Consider the following 16,146-nt stretch of genomic DNA (forward strand, 5'->3'; position numbering starts at 1 on the left):
TGACCGCCGCGCCGATGTCTTCCTCGGCAGCATCCACCTCGCCGCCGCCATCACATGGTGGTTATGAGTCCCGGCCCTAATCCCTCGGCATAATCCGAGCGGGAGCCGGATGCGACAGGCAAGACCATCTTGCAACCTTTGTTACATCCGGCTATGCCATGTGACACAGATGCACGTGAAATAATCTTTATGTTTCAATGCCATAGGAGGCCGGCTCTAAAATCCAGCCCTGTCCACCATTCCCACATTCTCCCACATCCACGCGTGACCGAGAAACCCCAGTATTTCCGGGGCTTTCGCGGTGATTCGTGTCCCCAGCCATCCGCCCCAAATCGCTCGTGACCGATTTCGCGTGTGGGAAAAAATGTGGGAAAATAATGGCATGGGAAGGCTATCGGCGACAGGTGTGAAGGCTGCCACTCGACCGGGCCGATATGGTGACGGCGACGGTCTGTTTCTGGTGGTTGGCGTGACCGGTTCGCGGAGCTGGATTTGCCGCGTCCAGAAGTACGGGCGGCGGCGCGACATAGGGCTCGGCAGTGCAAAGAAGGTGAGCTTGGCCCAGGCCCGTACGAAGGCCGGTGAAATACGCGCCTGGATGGAAGAAGGTCTGGATCCTGTCTTCGAGAAGCGGAAGGCGGGCGGCATCCCAACCTTCAAGGAAGCTGCCGCCAAGGTCTATGCTGCCAACCGCAAGACGTGGCGGAATGGGAAGCACGAGTGGCAATGGAAGCGAACGCTGGAGCAGTTCGTGTATCCTATGATCGGGGACATCCGCGTCTCCGATATCTCAGGTCCGATAATCCGGAACGTCTTGGCTCCGATCTGGCTCTCCAAACCCGAGACAGCCCGGCGTGTCCGGCAGCGGATCGGCGCAGTGCTCGATTGGGCCTATTCGAACGGATATCGTGAAACCGAGGCACCACTGCGATCGGTCACCAAGGGACTTCCTCGCCAGCCGAAGAAGGACGGCCATCATGCGGCGATGCCCTAAGCCGACGTTGCATCATTCCTCTCCGAGCTGCGTCAGCGAACCACGATGGGTCGGCTCGCGGTTGAGTTCGCTGTTCTGACAGCGGCGCGTTCGGGTGAGGTGAGGGAGGCGGTGTGGAAAGAATTCGATGTTGAGCGCAAGCTTTGGACCATTCCGGCCGATCGAATGAAGGCGGGCCGAGAACATGTGGTGCCATTGTCCGGGCCAGCGCTCAAGGTGCTCAAGCGATGTGCTTGCTTCCGCACGGAGGGTGAGCATCTCGTTTTCCGGGGAACCCGATCAGGTCAGTCCCTCTCCGACATGACGCTCATGAAGGTGCTGCGCGATATGAAGAAGCCCTACACGGTGCATGGTTTCAGGTCGGCGTTTCGCGATTGGGTGAGCGAAGAGACGGCGTTCCCCGGCGAGCTGGCTGAAGCCGCATTGGCTCATGCGGTAAGGGACAAGACTGAGGCGGCCTATCGGCGGGGCTCCCTTCTCGAAAAGCGCAGGTCGTTGATGGAGCAATGGGCTGGGTTTTGTACGGCGTGATCGAGGCTCAATTTCCTTATCGTGACGACGAGCAAGGGGATTCCTGCCTATTAGCTTTCGGGCGCCAAAGTTGCGATCGCTGTCGTTCGCCGGAAACTTTGCCGCCGGCCGCAGACACCGCCAAATCAGAAACTCACAAGACGATTGTGATCTATCAAAAGCGGTCGCCCGACGAAGCCTACGCCTTGTTTTCGAGGTCGAACAAAACGCGCTCCACGTTCTGGCGGATGGCCCAACGCGCAATGGGCTCCCAATAGAGAACAGGGTCCATGCGCAGCATACCGGTGGAGAATTCCCCCAGTCTGGTCGTGCCGAAGTCGAGGCCGAGCGCGGGGCGTGACATCGAATGGGATCTCCAAAAAGTGACGGGAAACGGCGAGGGCCGGCGCCTATGGACCGACGCCCCCAACGTCGCAAGCGATCATTGATCCCGGTCGGGCGTTGATCGGGCTATGGTCTGGACGACATTCATTGCCGGTGGGCGATCGATCAGCGCCGCCCGGTTGGCGACAGGCTTCGGGAATGCGAACGGTCAACGGCGTCTGGCTCATGGCTGAAACTCCGGGTGGAAGAGCGTCCGCCATGGCGCGCCTGCCGCGGCGCGGGCTTAATCGCCTCTCCGCCCCTGCGAGCCACGGTATTGCCGCATGGAGAACCCGGCCATGGAACGATCCGACGAGAATCAGGGCAACCAGGTCATGAGCCCCGTCTCCGCCACGGACGCGCCGCTCACAGAGCGCATCACCGCGCTGCTCGGTCGATCGGTCAGGCAGATGGCGCCGCTGGCCGGCGGCGACCTGTCATCGGCGTTCGCCATCCTGCTGGACGACGGGCGCCGGCTGGTGGCGAAGCCGACCCCGCAGGCGCGGGCCGAAGCAGCCATGCTGGGCGCCATCAGAATGACGGGCGCCCCCGCCCCGGCCATCGTCGCGATCCAATCCGATCTGATCGTCATGGATCGGCTCGAAAATGACGGCCGTCTTGCAGGACCCGCCTGGGCCGACCTCGCAACCGTTCTCCAACGCCTGCACGTCGCAACCGATCAGGCTTATGGCTGGCGCGAAGATCATGCCTTCGGGCCCCTGGCTATCGCAAATGATGCGCGATCCGACTGGCCCGCTTTCTGGGCCGACAACCGGATCCGATGTCATATCCCCTATATTGCCGTAGACCTCGCGCACCGTCTCGATACCTTGGCCGACCGGCTCGGCGAATATCTCCCACACGATCCGCCGCCAGCGCTGCTCCACGGCGATCTCTGGGGTGGGAACATACTCGTGTCGGCAGGCCGGATCACCGGCCTGATCGACCCTGCCTGCTGCCATGGCGACCGCGAGGTCGATGTCGCCATGCTGACGCTGTTCGACCATCCGCCGCCAGCCTTCTTCGACGCGCTCGATCTGGCGCCCGGCTGGCAAGAGCGGTAGCCCGTCTATCGGCTCTGGCCTTTGCTGGTTCACCTGCGGCTTTTCGGCGAAGGCTATGGGCCTGCCGTAGCGCGTGCGCTCGACCTGCTCGGCTGCTGATCCGGCCGGCGAACTTCCAAACCTGTCCCGTGGCAAGCCATTGGGCGATTGACGAGACGCGCCCTTCTATCTCGCCTTACGATCTTCCTTCTCCCGCCGGACCCAAATCGGGAAAAGGCGCTCCCAAGCCGCCGGCGCTCAACGCCCGCGGTCCAGCCGGATCGAATAATGGAGCGAAGCCGTGCCGTTCGCCGCAATCGTTACCGGCAGCGCCCAGCCGCCGCGCCGGCGCTCGGTGCCGGGCGGGCGGTCGACAAGGTCGAAGGGCACGATGATCTCGGCCTGCACGGGCTCGGCTCGGGCATTGGTGAATTCCGCCAGCCAATCCTGCCGCCGCCGTGTTTCGAGGACCTTGGTGAGCCGCCACTGGACATCCGGACTTTCGCCGATGGGCAGCTCGACCTGCTCGTCCACGGCCAGATCGGCGAGATCGGTCTCGCCGACCAGCATCGGCTCGCCCGCCACCTCCTCGAAGATCGCGACGCCGCCCGCCGGCAGCGGCAGGCCCAGGCCCTTGGCCTTGCTGTTCCTGCCCCGGAGCAGGAAGGGCATCGGCCGGTAATCGCCCGATCCGCTATCCGCACCGGCCGAATAGACGCGATCGAAAGCCGCATCCGGCTGATCGATCATCGCCACCTGCTTCTGCGCCTGGGCGGCGACCGTCACCCGTTCCGGCACCCGATAGAGCTTGAGATCGCCCAGTTCCTCCTGCTCGGCCATCATGGCGGCGGGCGCGGGCGCCACCGGAACCGCCATCAGCTCGTTCAAGATGCGCCGTTCGCGGCGCCGTGCCGTCACGACGATGTTGTCGGCATTCTCGAACATCATCTCCTCGCCCTCCCCCTCGGGCCAGGGCAGGCGGGTGAAGACGGAGCGGGGATGGGTGCTGGTGATATCCATCGGCCAGCATCGCAGCTTCAGCACGGCGCGGGACGGCACGGGCTGAGACGCGGCTGCCTCCTTGTTCGGCCGGCCGGCCACCACCTGCAACCGCGCGTCGCGGAAGCTCTGGGCGCCGCCGTTGGCGATCGTCAGCCAGGCGAAAAGGCCCATCCTGCCATCGTCATCGGGGTTCATCCGCGCCACATAATTGGCCGACCAGTCGAAACCCTGCGCCAGATAGGTGAGCTGCACCGTCGCCGTCACCGGCCGGTCGCTGATCGCCACCACCGAAAGCGTCGGGCGGGGGGCGAGATCGGCCGGCACACCGGGATAGAGCATCCGCTCGGGAAGGCCCGAACAGCCAAGCGCCTCATAGCCTTCCGCCGTCTGGACGATCACGCCGCCATCGGGGCCGGCCTGGATGATCGCCTGCTGCTCCGTCACCCTGCCGGTTTCGCGGCTCGTCCGCCTCAGCGTCACCCGGCGCTTCAGATAGGCATCGACCAGACCGGCCGGGCTGATCAGCCGCGCATCGCGATTCTTCTCGCGCACGCTCCTGGGCAGGCCGGTGACGATGGCGGTTTCCGGCAGCAATCCTTCCGCCACCCCTTCGAAGCGGATCACGCTTTCGCCGGCGGGGATGGCGATCGTGCGCGTCTCGCTGATCAGGGCGTAGCCGCCGGGCCAGCGGCGATCCATCGCCCCGCTATCGCGATCGGGCGCGCGATAGAGGGTAACGGATATATCCGCCGCCTCGCGCGACGTGACGGTCGCCGCCGGCAGCGTGACGGGCCAGCCGGCCAGCAGCAAGGCGAGCAGCGCGACGAGGCGCACGGCCGTCAATACCGCGTATCGAAGGTCGCGGTCAGCTCGGTCGTCCCGTTGGCGGGGACGGGCACCTTCCATTCGATCCGGTCGGCCGAAACCCGGTTGCCCTCCAGGCTCTGCGCCGTGACCCGCGCATCGCCCCACAGGCCGTTCTGCGCCACGTCCACCGTCACCGGCTCGGGCCGGGCATTGGAAAGGATGTAGCGCATCCTCGTCTGCCAGCGCCGGCTGGAAAGGCGGGTGCGCTCCTCGACCACGGTCTTCACCTTCACGTCGAAGGCCTCGCCCGTGCGGATCGAAAGGGATGATCCCATCGGCGTATGATCGATCCGGCTTTCGCCGATGAACTGGGGATCGCCGCGCTGATCGCGCATATAGACGCGGATCGTGCCGGCGGGCAGCTGATCGCCAAGGCCGCCCTGGCGGGAGGTGGAGAATTTGATCGCGGTCGCGGCGCTGCGCGGCGTATCATTGCCGCTGAGCCAGCCGTTCACGAACTCATAGGCCTTGCGCGCCGGCGCGCCCTTCACGTCGAGGAAGCTCACCTGCTTCTGCTGCGCCTGGGCGATCGTCGTCCGTTCGGCCAGCGGATAGAGATAATAATCCCCCAGCCGCTCGCGCTGGCCGCTTTCGGTGCCGGCCGCCTCCAGGGTGGCGGTAAGCGCGCCCAGGCGGTTGCGCCCGCCACCGACATTGCCGGCGACCAGCAGCGTCCGGGCATTGGCGTAAGTGGTTCCGCTATTGTTGGTCAGCGTCACCCAGCCCTGCATGTCGGCCGCGCCGGTCTTCTCGTCGAACAGCATCACATAGTCGCTGGTCCAGCCCATGCCGGGGGTGAGGTAGGAGAGCCGCGTCGCCACCGGCCCCGCCTTCGCCGCGTCGATCGTCACCGACAAGGTCGGCCGCGCGCGCAGATTATCGGGCACCTTGTCGAACACCACGCGCACCGGCAGGCCATCGTCGCGCAGCACCTCGATCCGCTCGCCGATCTGGAGCACGATGCCGCCATTGGCCGCGAGCACCCGCGCCTGCTCGCGGGTTTCCGCGCCCGTCGCCGGGTTGGTGCGGACGATGGTGATCGTCTGCCCCACCGCCTTTTCCATCAGCTTGTCGGGCGAAAGCAGGTCATAATCGAAATTCTGCTCGACGATGGCGATGCCGGCTCCCGAAAGGCTCGCGGTTTCCGGCCGGATCTGGGCGGAGACATCGGGGAATTCCTGGCGGCTGCGGCCGGCCGGCACCGTCAGCGTGCGGGCATCCTGCACCAGCGCGATGTCGTTGTTGTAAATGGTGACGGCCACGTCTCCCTGGGCGGTCTGCGCCGGCGCCGGCACGGCGACGAACAGCAACGGCATCACCACCGGCAAGCAACGCATCGGCATTCCCCCCAAAGAATTGGCATCAGCCGGTCTGGAAAATCCCGCTCAGACGGCCTTCAGCGCCTGCTCCATGTCGGCGACCAGATCGTCGGCATCCTCGACGCCGATCGATATGCGCACCAGATTGTCGGTGATGCCCAGCGCCAGCTTGCGTTCGTCCGGCACCGAAAGATGGGTCATCGCCGCCGGTGCGCTGGCCAGCGTCTCGGTGCCGCCGAGGCTGACGGCGAGCTTGGCGATCTTCAGCGCGTCGAGGAAGGCGAAGCTCTCCTTCTCGCCGCCCTTCAGATAGAGCGAGAAGGTGGAGCCGGCGCCGGTGCAGTGGCGGCGATAGATGTCGGCCTGGCGCGATCCTTCCTCCAGGAAGCCCAGATAGCCCACCGTCTCCACCTTGGGATGATCGCGCAGATAGGCGCAGACCTTGGCGGCATTCTCGCCCGCCCGGCTCATCCGCAGCTCCAGCGTCTCGAGGCTGCGCAGCAGCATCCACGCCGAATGCGGATCGGTGATGGTGCCGATCGTGTTGCGCATCGCCCGGATCGGCGCGATCGCCGCCTTCGATCCCACCGCGCCGCCGGCCACCAGATCGCTATGCCCGCCGGCATATTTGGTGAGCGAATAGAGGACGAGATCGGCGCCGTGGCGCAGCGGCTTCTGCCAGAGCGGGCCGAGGAAGGTGTTGTCGATGGCGATCGGCGGCGCATCCGGCCCGGTGCCGAACAGCGCATCGCGCGATGCCTTCACCGCCTCCACATCGACCAGCGCGTTGGTGGGATTGGCCGGGCTTTCCAGATAGATCAGCGCCACCCGCCCCTCAGCCTGCGCGCGGCCGAGCACGGCATCGATCTCCTCCCGGCTGGCGCCGGCGGGGAAATCGAGCCAGTGGACGCCGAAGCGGCCGAGGATCTTGCCGATCAGCGTTTCGGTGGCGGCGTAGAGCGGCGCGGAATGGACGATGATGTCGCCCGGCTTCACCAGCGCCAGCAGCACCGTGGCGATCGCCGCCATGCCGGAGGAGAAGGTGAGCGCGTCCTCCGCATCCTCCCAAACGCCCAGCCGGTCCTCCAAAATCTCCTGATTGGGGCCGTTGAAGCGGGAATAGACGAGGCCCTCCGCCCCGCCCGGCCGCTTGCCGGTGACGCCTTCGAAATGGCGTTTGCCGGCGGCGGCATTTTCGAACACGAAAGTGGAGGTGAGGAAGATCGGCGGCTTCAGCGCGCCTTCCGACAGCATGGGATCATAGCCGTGGCCCATCATCAGCGTGGCGGGCTTGAGCGGACGGCCGCCCAGCTCCACCACGTCGGGCTTGGGGCGGCGGCGCGGGGTGGCGCCGCTCAGATCGGCTTCTGTTTCGTCTTTCATGGACCATCCTGTATCGATCGACCCGCGACGCGGGTGTTATGATCCGCAGCCTATCGTAGTCGGGACAGGAGGGGGAGGAAAATGCCGATCGCCATCGTATCGATCCCGGTCGCCGATCAGGCGCGGGCCAGGGGCTTCTATACCGACATCATGGAATTCGCGGTGATGCGCGACGAGGCGATGGGGCCGGATTCGCGCTGGATCCAGCTGCAGCCGCCGGGCGGCGGGGCATCGATCACCTTGGTCAACTGGTTCGACGCGATGCCGCCCGGCTGCCAGCAGGGGCTGATGCTGGGCGTGCCCGATATCGAGGCCGAACATGCCCGGCTGGCGGGGCTGGGGGTGGAGGTAGCGCCGATCCGCAAGGAGGCGTGGGGGCGCTATACGATGGTGGCGGACCCGGACGGCAATCGCTGGGTGGTGGCGGAACTGGCCGCCTAGGCGGCGTGGATGGATCATGGCGCGCGCGAGGTCCGGTTCAGGGATCTCGCCAGGCGATCACCTCTCCACCCGTCATTCCCGCGCAGGCGGGAGCCGTAGGCCAGCGTAGCTAATCATTGACGCGGCGGGCTCGATTGAGTCGATAGCGCCCGACACAATGGATTCCTGCCTGCGCGGGAATGACGGATTTTTGTGGTTTCCATAGCTTGGGCTTCGAGCGGCAGCTTGCGCTGACAGTTTAATCCGGGCGCGCGCGAACGCGGGGCGCCCGAACTTCCGCGCAGGTCAAGGCTGCCGCCTACACCGATATCACCACCTTGCCGAACAGGTCGCTGCCGGACTGGTAGCGATAGGCGTCCACCGCATCGTCGAAGGCGAAGACGCGGTCGATGACGGGGCGGATGCCGTTGGCCTCCACCGCGGCGTTCAGCCGCTCGGCCATCGCGCGCGATCCGACGAAGATGCCGCGCATCGTCGCGCCCCGCGTCATCAGCGCCAGCGGGTTGGACTGGCCTTCGGCGGCGAGCAGGCCGATGATGCCGATTTCCCCGCCATAGCCGATCGCCTGCATCGACTGGGCGATCGTGCCCGGCCCGCCGACCTCGACGATATGGGATATGCCGTTCGGCCCCGCCGCCTCCGCCGCGGCCGCGCCCCAATCGGGCGTGGCGCGATAGTTGATGCCGTGGGTGGCGCCCATCGCGCGGGCGCGCTCCAGCTTGGCGTCGGAGGAGGAGGTGATGATCACCGCGGCGCCGGCCGCGCGTGCGAGCTGGAGGGCGATCAGCGAGACGCCGCCCGTGCCGAGCAGCAGCACGGTATCGCCCGGCTGGAGCCGCCGGGGGCCTTCCATCAGCGCGTTCCAGGCGGTGACGCCGGCGCAGGGCAGGGTGGCGGCTTCCTCGAACGAAAGCGACGGGGCGATCGGCACCACGGCGCGTTCGGGCAGCAGCGCATATTCGGCGAGCATGCCGGTGGCCGGCGGGGCGCCGAGCGAGGTGGCGACCTTGCGTGCATCGGCCGGCCCGTCCTCCCAATCGAGGAAGAAGGTGCCGGCGACGCGATCCCCCACCGCGAAGCGCGTGACGCCGGCGCCGATCGCCGCCACCTCGCCCGCGCCGTCGGAAAGCGGAATCGCAGCCGTCCGGATCGGCCCGCCGAAATAGCGGCCCTGGACCAGAAGCTGGTCGCGATAGTTGAGCGAGCAGGCCCGGACCCGGATGAGAATCTCGCCGGGGCCGGGCACGGGCGTGGCGATTTCGGCCTGGCGCAGCGCTTCCAGCCCTTGATGGCCGGGTTCCAGAACATATGTCCGCATCGTCGCTCCTTGCCTCTGTCCGTCATCCTGGTCGAACGGATGGTCATGTTCGCCGACTTCGTATGGCGCGATCGGCGGCCTTCGTGAGACCGGGGAATAGAATGCCTGGTCACCGCGTATATTCAATATGCAGCATCCTTCCGATCCCGATCCGATACTGGAGCATGCGCCGGCGCTCAGGCGTTATGCGCGGCTGCTGACGCGCGACGGGACCGCCGCCGAGGATCTGGTTCAGGAAACGCTGCTGAAGGCGCATGAACGGCCGCCGCGCCCGGCGCTGGGCCAATCGATCCGCCACTGGCTGTTCACGGTGTTGCGCAACCTGTTCATCGATGGTTTGCGCCGCCGCCGCAGCGAGGCCGCGCGGATCGACGCGCTGGCCGATGCGCGCGCCACGGCGGCGACGCCCGCGCAGCCGGCCGACCAGGAATTCGCCACCTATCTGCGCCAGATCGGCGAGCGGTTCGAGGCGCTGCCCGAGGGCCAGCGCGCCGCGCTGCGCTGCGTGGCGATCGAGGGGATGAGCTACCAGCAGGCCGCCGATGCGCTGGGCGTGCCGGTGGGCACGATCATGTCGCGCCTGAACCGGGCGAGGGCCGCGCTGCGGGCGGATGCGCCGGAGCCGACGGCGGCGCGGCTGCGCATCGTGGGAGGACGCGATGACGACTGACAGGAACCGCATCTGCGATATCGACATCAACGCCTATGTCGACGGCGAGCTGGACGCGGCGCGCGCCTGCGAGGTCGAGCGGCACCTGAGCCAGCGGCCCAACGATGCCGCGCGGGTGATGGAGGATCTGGCCGGCCGCAGCGCCCTGCGGCTGATCGCCGGCAAGGCCCGTCCGTCCACGCCCCGTGCCGAGCGGCGCGCCGGCGGCACCCGGCTTTCGCTGGCGGCGGTGATCGCCTTTGCGGGGCTGAGCGTGATGACGCTGGTGCTGCCCAATGCCGGCGGGCAGAGCGTGGCATCGCCGCCATCCTATCTGGACGATGCGATGATGTCCCACCGGATCACGCTGATGCGGGCGCGCATGGCATCCCAGCCCGAGGCGCCGAACCTGGACGTGCATGATCTGATGCGCGAGACCGGCATCCGCGTGCCCCGCCTGCCCGCCGGCTGGCGCGTGCTGGATGCGCAGCTTTTCCCGTCCGAATATGGCCCGGCGCTGCAGATGCTGGTGCATACCGAGGACAAGGGCGTGCTTTCCATCTTCGCTGTGCGCGGCGCCAGCACGGCGCCGACCGAGCCTTCCGCCGAGCGGATGGACGGCCGGTCGATCGCTTATTGGCGCAAGGGCGACCTTTCCTATGCCCTGATCGGCGACGGGACGCCCGAGGAGATCGACCGGATCGCCGACCATCTGGAAGATGGCGGGCTGGAGCAGGCGGATGCCGCGATCGGCCCCCCGACCCATCGAGTTACCGCGTTGCCCGTGTTGCCGGACGCTTCTGCCCGGCGGGCCAACGCACCAGCGTGAGGTGAAGCATGCATATCGATCTGGATGACGGCGTTTCCGCCGAGCTGCTGGCGGATACGTGCGTGATCGGCGCGGGGGCGGCGGGGATCACCGTGGCCCGCCGGCTGCTGGCCGCGGGCCAGCGGGTGGTGCTGCTGGAAAGCGGCGGCCTGGATCATGAGGCCGATACCGCCGCGCTGAACGAGGGCCGATCGGTGGGCGAGCCTTATTATCCGCTGGATCATGCGCGGCTGCGCTTCTTCGGCGGCACCACCGCCATCTGGGGCGGGCGCTGCGCGGAGCTGGACCCGATCGATTTCGTCCGGCGCGACTGGGTGCCCCATTCGGGCTGGCCGATCGATCATGCCGAGATCGCGCCTTATTATGCGGCGGCCCGCGACCTGCTGGACCTGCCGTCGCGCGAGCCGACGGCGGAGAGCTTCGCCCGCGCGGGTGCGCCGCTTCCCGATTTCGATGCGGATGTGCTGCGCACGCCCTTCTGGAGCTTCGACGACAGGTTCAACCGCTTCACCTTCGAATCGTGCGCGGACCTGCGCGAGAATCCGCGGTGCCGCATCCTGACCCATGCGACGGTGACGGAGATCGTGGCCCTACCTTCGGGCCGGGCGATCGGCCATCTCGACCTGACGGCGCGCTCGGGCCGGCGCCACCGGGTGCGCGCGCGCAATTATGTGCTGGCGGCGGGCGGCATCGAGAATGCCCGGCTGCTGCTGGCATCGGATTCGATCGTGCGCACCGGCCTCGGCAACGCGCACGACCAGGTGGGCCGTTACTTCATGGAACATCCCCATGCGCGCGGCGGCAGGATCGTCGGGCCTGGGGTGTGGGCGCTGCTCAACGCCTTCGGCCGCAAGCACCGGCTGGACGGGCATAACGCCGCGGCCCTGATCGCGCCGGCCGAGCGGCTGCAGCGCGAGCAGGGGCTGCTCAACACCTCGCTCACCATCGCCGGTCGCCGGCCGGTGCACGGCAGCGAGGCGCTGGGCATGCGCGCCTATCAGAAATTGAAGCATGACCTTGCCCCCAGCCGGCGCGCGCGGGCGATGTGGATGCGCACCAAGCAGGCGGTGAACGCGACGATGAGCATGACCGAGCCGCTCCGCCCCTGGCTGCTGCACAAGGCCGGCCGGCTGGACGTGGCGCTGGTGGTGCGCGGCGAGCAGGCGCCCAATCCCGACAGCCGGGTGCTGCTGGACGGCACGACCGACGCGCTGGGCCTGCGCCGCGCCAGGCTCGACTGGCGGATGAGCGCGATCGATACGGACAGCGTGGCGGGCCTCGTCGCCGCCCTCGGCCGCGAGACCGAGCGGCTGGGGCTGGGCCGGGTTGAGGCCGCGCCCTGGCTTTCGGATGCGAGCCGCGCCTGGCGCACCGATCCGCTGATCAGCGCGCATCCGATCGGCGGCTATCACCATATGGGCACGACGCGCATGGCCGACAGCCCGCGCGAGGGCGTGACCGACGCCACCGGCCGTGTCCACGGCCTCGCCAACCTGCATGTCGCGGGAAGCTCGCTTTTCCCGACGTCCGGCTGGGCCAATCCGACGCTGACCATTCTCGCGCTGGCGCTGCGGACGGCCGATTTCATCGCCAGGGGCGCCGCGCAGGAGCCGGCGATCGAGCAGGAGACCCGGCCGCTGGTAGCCGCGCGCCGGTAAAAATGCGGGCGGCGGAGGCCTATGCCCCCGCCGCCCGGCTTCTGTTCGATATCGGGCCGGCCGATCAGTTGAAGGTTTCGCCCTTTTCCGCCTTGGCGACGAGCAGCGGCGACAGCGAGAAATCGGGGCCGAGGCGATCGGCCTGGCGCTTCAGGCCGTCCACGACCGTCTTCAGGCCGATCTGGTCCGCCCACAGCATCGGGCCGCCGCGATAGACCGGCCAGCCATAGCCATAGACCCAGACGACATCGATGTCGGACGCGCGCTGGGCCTTGCCTTCCTCCAGGATCTTCGCGCCTTCGTTGACCATGGTGTAGAGGCAGCGCTCGCGTATCTCCTCGTCGGATATCTGGCGCTGGGGGATGCCCTTGGCGGCGGCGAATTCGGCGATGATCCGTTCGGCGACCGGCGAGGGCGTGCGCTGGCGCTTCTCGTCATAATCGTAGAAGCCGCCGCCCGATTTCTGGCCGAGCCGGCCTTCGGCGCACAGCGCCTCGCGCACGGTTTCACGCCGGGTGGGATCGCGATGCCAGCCGATGTCGAGCCCGGCGAGATCGGCGAGCTGGAACGGCCCCATCGGGAAGCCGAAATCGAGGAAGACGCGATCGACATCCGAGGGCTTCGCCCCTTCGAGGATGAGCTGGCCGGCCTGATCCTGCCGGGGCTTCAGCATGCGGTTGCCGATGAAGCCGTGGCAGACGCCGGCGACCACCGCGATCTTCCTGATCTGCTTGGCGAGCGCCATGGCGGTGGCGAGCACGGAATCGGACGTCTTCGCCCCGCGCACCACCTCCAGCAGCTTCATCACGTTGGCGGGCGAGAAGAAGTGCATGCCCAGCACATATTCCGGCCGCGCGGTGACGGAGGCGATCTCGTCCACGTCGAGATAGGAGGTGTTGGTGGCGAGGATGGCGCCGGGCTTGGCCGCCTTGTCCAGCCGGGCGAACACCTCCTTCTTCACGTCCATATTCTCGAACACCGCCTCGATGACGAGGTCGGCCTGGGCGAGGTCGTCGTAGGACAGAGTGGGCTTGAGCAGCGCCATGGCCTTTTCGACCTGCGCTTCCGTCATCCGGCCGCTCTTGACGTTGTTGGCGTAATTCTTCGCGATCACGCCGACGCCGCGATCGAGCGCCGCCTGCTCCGCCTCGAGGATGGTGACGGGCACGCCGATCGACAGGAAGTTCATGGCGATGCCGCCGCCCATCGTGCCGGCGCCGATCACGCCGACCGACTTCACCGGGATCAGCGGCGTATCGGTGGGCAGGCCATCGACCTTGGCGGCCGCCCGCTCGGCGAAGAAGATATGGCGCTGCGCCTTGGACTGATCGCTGACGATCAGCTTCGCGATGAGGCGGCGTTCCACCTCCAGCCCTTCGCGGAAGGGCAGGTCGACGGCGGCCTGGATCGCCTCGATGCAGGCTTCCGGCGCCTCGAAGCCCTTCATCTTCTTGGCATTCTTCGCACGGAACGCTTCGAACATGCCGGGTTCGGCCGCGGCCTTGCGCTCGCTGGTGCGCGGCAGCGGGCGCTTGTCCGCCACCTCCCGCGCGAAAGCGATCGCTTCGGCGGCGAGATTGTCCTCGGCGGCGAGGCGATCGACCAGGCCGACCTCGGCCGCCTTCTTCGCCCCGATCGGCGCGCCGCCGACGATCATCTCCAGCGCGGCTTCGGCGCCCACCACGCGCGGCAGGCGCTGCGTGCCGCCGGCGCCGGGAAGGATGCCGAGCTTCACTTCGGGCAGGCCGAGCTTCGCCGAGGGCACGGCGACGCGATAATGGCAGGCGAGCGCGGTTTCCAGCCCGCCGCCCAGCGCGGTGCCGTGGATCGCGGCGACGACCGGCTTGTCCAGCGCCTCGATGCGTTCGAGCAGTTCGGGAAGCTGCGGGTCCTTCATCGGCTTGCCGAATTCGGTAATGTCGGCGCCGGCGAAGAAGGTGCGGCCTTCGCAGCGGATCACCACCGCCTTGATCGCGGGATCGGCGGCGGCCGCGTCGATCGCTTTGGCCAGCCCGTCACGCACCGCATGGCCGAGCGCGTTGACCGGCGGATTGTTCGATATGACGACGAGGACGTCGCCCGCCCGTTCGGTGGTGATGATGGTCATCCATGTCTCCTGATGGGAATCAGAGCGCGGTCCGGCCGAGCTCCTGGCGATTGAAGGGGTGCGAGCTGGACAGGCCGCCATCGACGACCAGCGCGTGGCCGTTGACGTAGGATGCCTCGTCCGAGGCGAGGAACAATGCGGCATGCGCGATCTCGTCCGGCTCGCTGCCGCGGCGCAGCGGGTTGAGGTGGCCGAGCTGGTCGGCCTTGCCGGCTTCCCGCGCGCGGACGTAGATCATCTCCGTCATGCCGGTTTCGATGAGGCCGGGGCAGATCGCGTTCACCCGGACATTGCTGGTCGAAAGCTGCTGGGCGGATGTCTGCACCAGGTTGATGACGCCCGCCTTGGAGGCCGAATAAGCCGGCCCGCCCGCGCCCGATCTCAGCCCGGCGACGCTGGCGGTGCAGATGATCGAGCCGCGCTTCTGCGCGATCATGTGCGGGGCGGCATGCTTCACCGCGAGGAAGGGGCCGATCAGGTTGACGCGCAATATTTCCGCCCAGTCGGCGGCATCCTGATCGAACAGGCCCTTCAGCCCGCCCGAAATGCCGGCATTGGCGAACATCACGTCGATCCGCCCGTGCGCCTCCACCGCATGGCCGACCAGCCGGGCGACATCCTCCTCGCGGCCGGCGTCGAGCTTGAGGCCGTCGGCGCGGCCGCCGGCATCGCGGATCAGCTCGATCGTCTCGGTGACGCCGTCGCCGATATCGGCGGCGACGACCACCGCGCCGTGGCGGGCGAAGAGGCGGCAGGTGGCGCGGCCGATGCCGCTGCCCGCGCCGGTGACGACCGCGACCCGGCCGGCAAGCCGCCCGGTCACAGCCCGATTCCCGTGGTCGCCCCGCCGTCGACGATGATCGCCTGGCCGGTCATGAAGGTGGCGGCGGGCGAGGCGAGGAAGACGGCGGCGCCGGCGATCTCGTGCGGCTCGCCGATGCGGCCCAGCGGCGTGTTGCGGGTGACGGCCTTCAGCGTCTGCGGGTCTTCCCACAATGCGCGGGCGAAATCGGTGCGGACGAGGCCGGGAGCGATGCAGTTCACCCGCACGCCATCCGGCCCATATTCGGCGGCAAGGTTGCGGGCGAGCTGGAAGTCCGCCGCTTTCGAGACGTTATAGGCGCCGATCGACACCGATGACGTCAAGCCGCCGATCGACGAGATGATGAGGATCGAGCCTTCCTTGCGCTCGCGCATCTCCGGCGCGACCATGCCGATCAGCCAGTGGTTGGCCAGCACGTTGTTGTCGAAGATCTTGCGGAACTGATCGTCGGTGATCCCCGCCATCGGCCCGTAATAGGGGTTGGAGGCGGCGTTGCAGACGAGGATGTCGATCCGCCCCAGCCGCGCGCGGGTCTCGTCGACGAGGTGCTGAAGCGCTTCCTTGGACGATATGCTGGCGGCGATAGCGGTGGCCGCGCCGGGATGGCGGGCGTTGATCGCCTCGGCCACCGCATCGCACGCATCCTGCTTGCGGCTGGAGATCACCACCCTCGCGCCCTGATCGGCCATCGCCTCGGCGATCGCGCGGCCGATGCCGCGCGACGATCCGGTGATGATGGCGACCTTGCCGGTAAGATCGAACAGGGACATCAGCTTCATCCTCCCACTGTGCCGTTCCCGCGAATGCCGGAATCGTTTG

General features: G+C 67.5%; 15 protein-coding genes. 7 read left to right on the forward strand and 8 right to left on the reverse strand.

The window, feature by feature from the left end; translation table 11 throughout:
- Window positions 1-301 precede the first annotated feature (301 nt).
- Together CV103_RS22720 and CV103_RS22725 are read left to right on the forward strand one after the other, a co-directional pair.
- Complete coding sequence (locus tag CV103_RS22720) at window positions 302-994, forward strand: tyrosine-type recombinase/integrase (protein WP_245896579.1); 693 nt, start codon at window positions 302-304, stop codon at window positions 992-994.
- Window positions 995-1,039: 45 nt separating this feature from the next.
- Window positions 1,040-1,525, forward strand: a complete 486-nt coding sequence (locus CV103_RS22725) for a tyrosine-type recombinase/integrase (RefSeq protein WP_245896580.1) — start codon at window positions 1,040-1,042, stop codon at window positions 1,523-1,525.
- A gap of 178 nt (window positions 1,526-1,703) precedes the next feature.
- Here the strand turns inward: CV103_RS22725 and CV103_RS22280 are convergent, their stop codons facing one another.
- Window positions 1,704-1,868 (reverse strand): hypothetical protein, encoded by a 165-nt coding sequence (locus CV103_RS22280; RefSeq protein WP_170112514.1) that lies wholly within the window; start codon window positions 1,866-1,868, stop codon window positions 1,704-1,706.
- Between the two features lie 430 nt (window positions 1,869-2,298).
- Between CV103_RS22280 and CV103_RS00010 the strand changes: the two genes are divergently transcribed.
- The gene (locus tag CV103_RS00010) at window positions 2,299-2,952 is read left to right on the forward strand and encodes a fructosamine kinase family protein (RefSeq protein WP_245896581.1); all 654 of its coding nucleotides are present in this window, start codon (window positions 2,299-2,301) and stop codon (window positions 2,950-2,952) included.
- 237 nt (window positions 2,953-3,189) lie between these two features.
- On the opposite strand, the gene CV103_RS00015 is transcribed toward CV103_RS00010, so the two are convergent.
- From CV103_RS00015 to CV103_RS00025, 3 genes are read right to left on the reverse strand one after another with little or no spacing between them, the layout of a single operon-like run.
- Window positions 3,190-4,776 (reverse strand): DUF4139 domain-containing protein, encoded by a 1,587-nt coding sequence (locus CV103_RS00015; RefSeq protein WP_107393540.1) that lies wholly within the window; start codon window positions 4,774-4,776, stop codon window positions 3,190-3,192.
- The gene (locus tag CV103_RS00020; RefSeq protein ID WP_107393615.1) at window positions 4,773-6,137 is read right to left on the reverse strand and encodes a DUF4139 domain-containing protein; all 1,365 of its coding nucleotides are present in this window, start codon (window positions 6,135-6,137) and stop codon (window positions 4,773-4,775) included. Before CV103_RS00020 ends, CV103_RS00015 begins: the two co-directional genes overlap by 4 nt.
- 48 nt (window positions 6,138-6,185) lie before the next feature.
- Window positions 6,186-7,502: a cystathionine gamma-synthase family protein gene (locus tag CV103_RS00025; protein ID WP_015458861.1), complete on the reverse strand. Its 1,317-nt coding sequence runs from the start codon at window positions 7,500-7,502 to the stop codon at window positions 6,186-6,188.
- 81 nt (window positions 7,503-7,583) lie between these two features.
- Here CV103_RS00025 and CV103_RS23020 point away from each other — a divergent pair, with 81 nt between their 5' ends.
- Window positions 7,584-7,943: a VOC family protein gene (locus CV103_RS23020; RefSeq protein WP_107393541.1), complete on the forward strand. Its 360-nt coding sequence runs from the start codon at window positions 7,584-7,586 to the stop codon at window positions 7,941-7,943.
- Window positions 7,944-8,241: 298 nt separating this feature from the next.
- Here the strand turns inward: CV103_RS23020 and CV103_RS00035 are convergent, their stop codons facing one another.
- Window positions 8,242-9,261, reverse strand: coding sequence for a zinc-dependent alcohol dehydrogenase family protein (locus tag CV103_RS00035; RefSeq protein ID WP_107393542.1), 1,020 nt, complete (start codon window positions 9,259-9,261; stop codon window positions 8,242-8,244).
- A gap of 127 nt (window positions 9,262-9,388) precedes the next feature.
- Here CV103_RS00035 and CV103_RS00040 point away from each other — a divergent pair, with 127 nt between their 5' ends.
- The 3 genes from CV103_RS00040 to CV103_RS00050 are packed head-to-tail and all read left to right on the forward strand — an operon-like array spanning window position 9,389 to window position 12,397.
- Window positions 9,389-9,931, forward strand: coding sequence for a sigma-70 family RNA polymerase sigma factor (locus tag CV103_RS00040; RefSeq protein WP_015458864.1), 543 nt, complete (start codon window positions 9,389-9,391; stop codon window positions 9,929-9,931).
- Window positions 9,921-10,739 carry an anti-sigma factor family protein gene (locus CV103_RS00045; protein ID WP_211314309.1) on the forward strand — a complete coding sequence of 273 codons (819 nt, stop codon included), beginning with the start codon at window positions 9,921-9,923 and terminating at the stop codon, window positions 10,737-10,739. Before CV103_RS00040 ends, CV103_RS00045 begins: the two co-directional genes overlap by 11 nt.
- An 8-nt stretch (window positions 10,740-10,747) precedes the next feature.
- A complete protein-coding gene (locus tag CV103_RS00050) occupies window positions 10,748-12,397 on the forward strand; it encodes an FAD-dependent oxidoreductase (RefSeq protein WP_107393543.1) in 1,650 nt (549 codons plus the stop codon).
- Window positions 12,398-12,461: 64 nt separating this feature from the next.
- On the opposite strand, the gene CV103_RS00055 is transcribed toward CV103_RS00050, so the two are convergent.
- From CV103_RS00055 to CV103_RS00065, 3 genes are read right to left on the reverse strand one after another with little or no spacing between them, the layout of a single operon-like run.
- Entirely contained in the window at window positions 12,462-14,504 is a 2,043-nt protein-coding gene (locus tag CV103_RS00055; protein ID WP_107393544.1) for a 3-hydroxyacyl-CoA dehydrogenase NAD-binding domain-containing protein, read from the reverse strand.
- 19 nt (window positions 14,505-14,523) lie between these two features.
- Entirely contained in the window at window positions 14,524-15,327 is an 804-nt protein-coding gene (locus CV103_RS00060; RefSeq protein ID WP_107393545.1) for an SDR family NAD(P)-dependent oxidoreductase, read from the reverse strand.
- Window positions 15,324-16,097 carry an SDR family NAD(P)-dependent oxidoreductase gene (locus CV103_RS00065; protein ID WP_107393616.1) on the reverse strand — a complete coding sequence of 258 codons (774 nt, stop codon included), beginning with the start codon at window positions 16,095-16,097 and terminating at the stop codon, window positions 15,324-15,326. The genes CV103_RS00060 and CV103_RS00065 overlap by 4 nt, the downstream gene beginning before the upstream one ends.
- Between the last annotated feature and the right edge of the window lie 49 nt (window positions 16,098-16,146).

The sequence above is a fragment of the Edaphosphingomonas fennica genome (genome assembly GCF_003034225.1).
Classification (GTDB): domain Bacteria; phylum Pseudomonadota; class Alphaproteobacteria; order Sphingomonadales; family Sphingomonadaceae; genus Sphingomonas_E; species Sphingomonas_E fennica.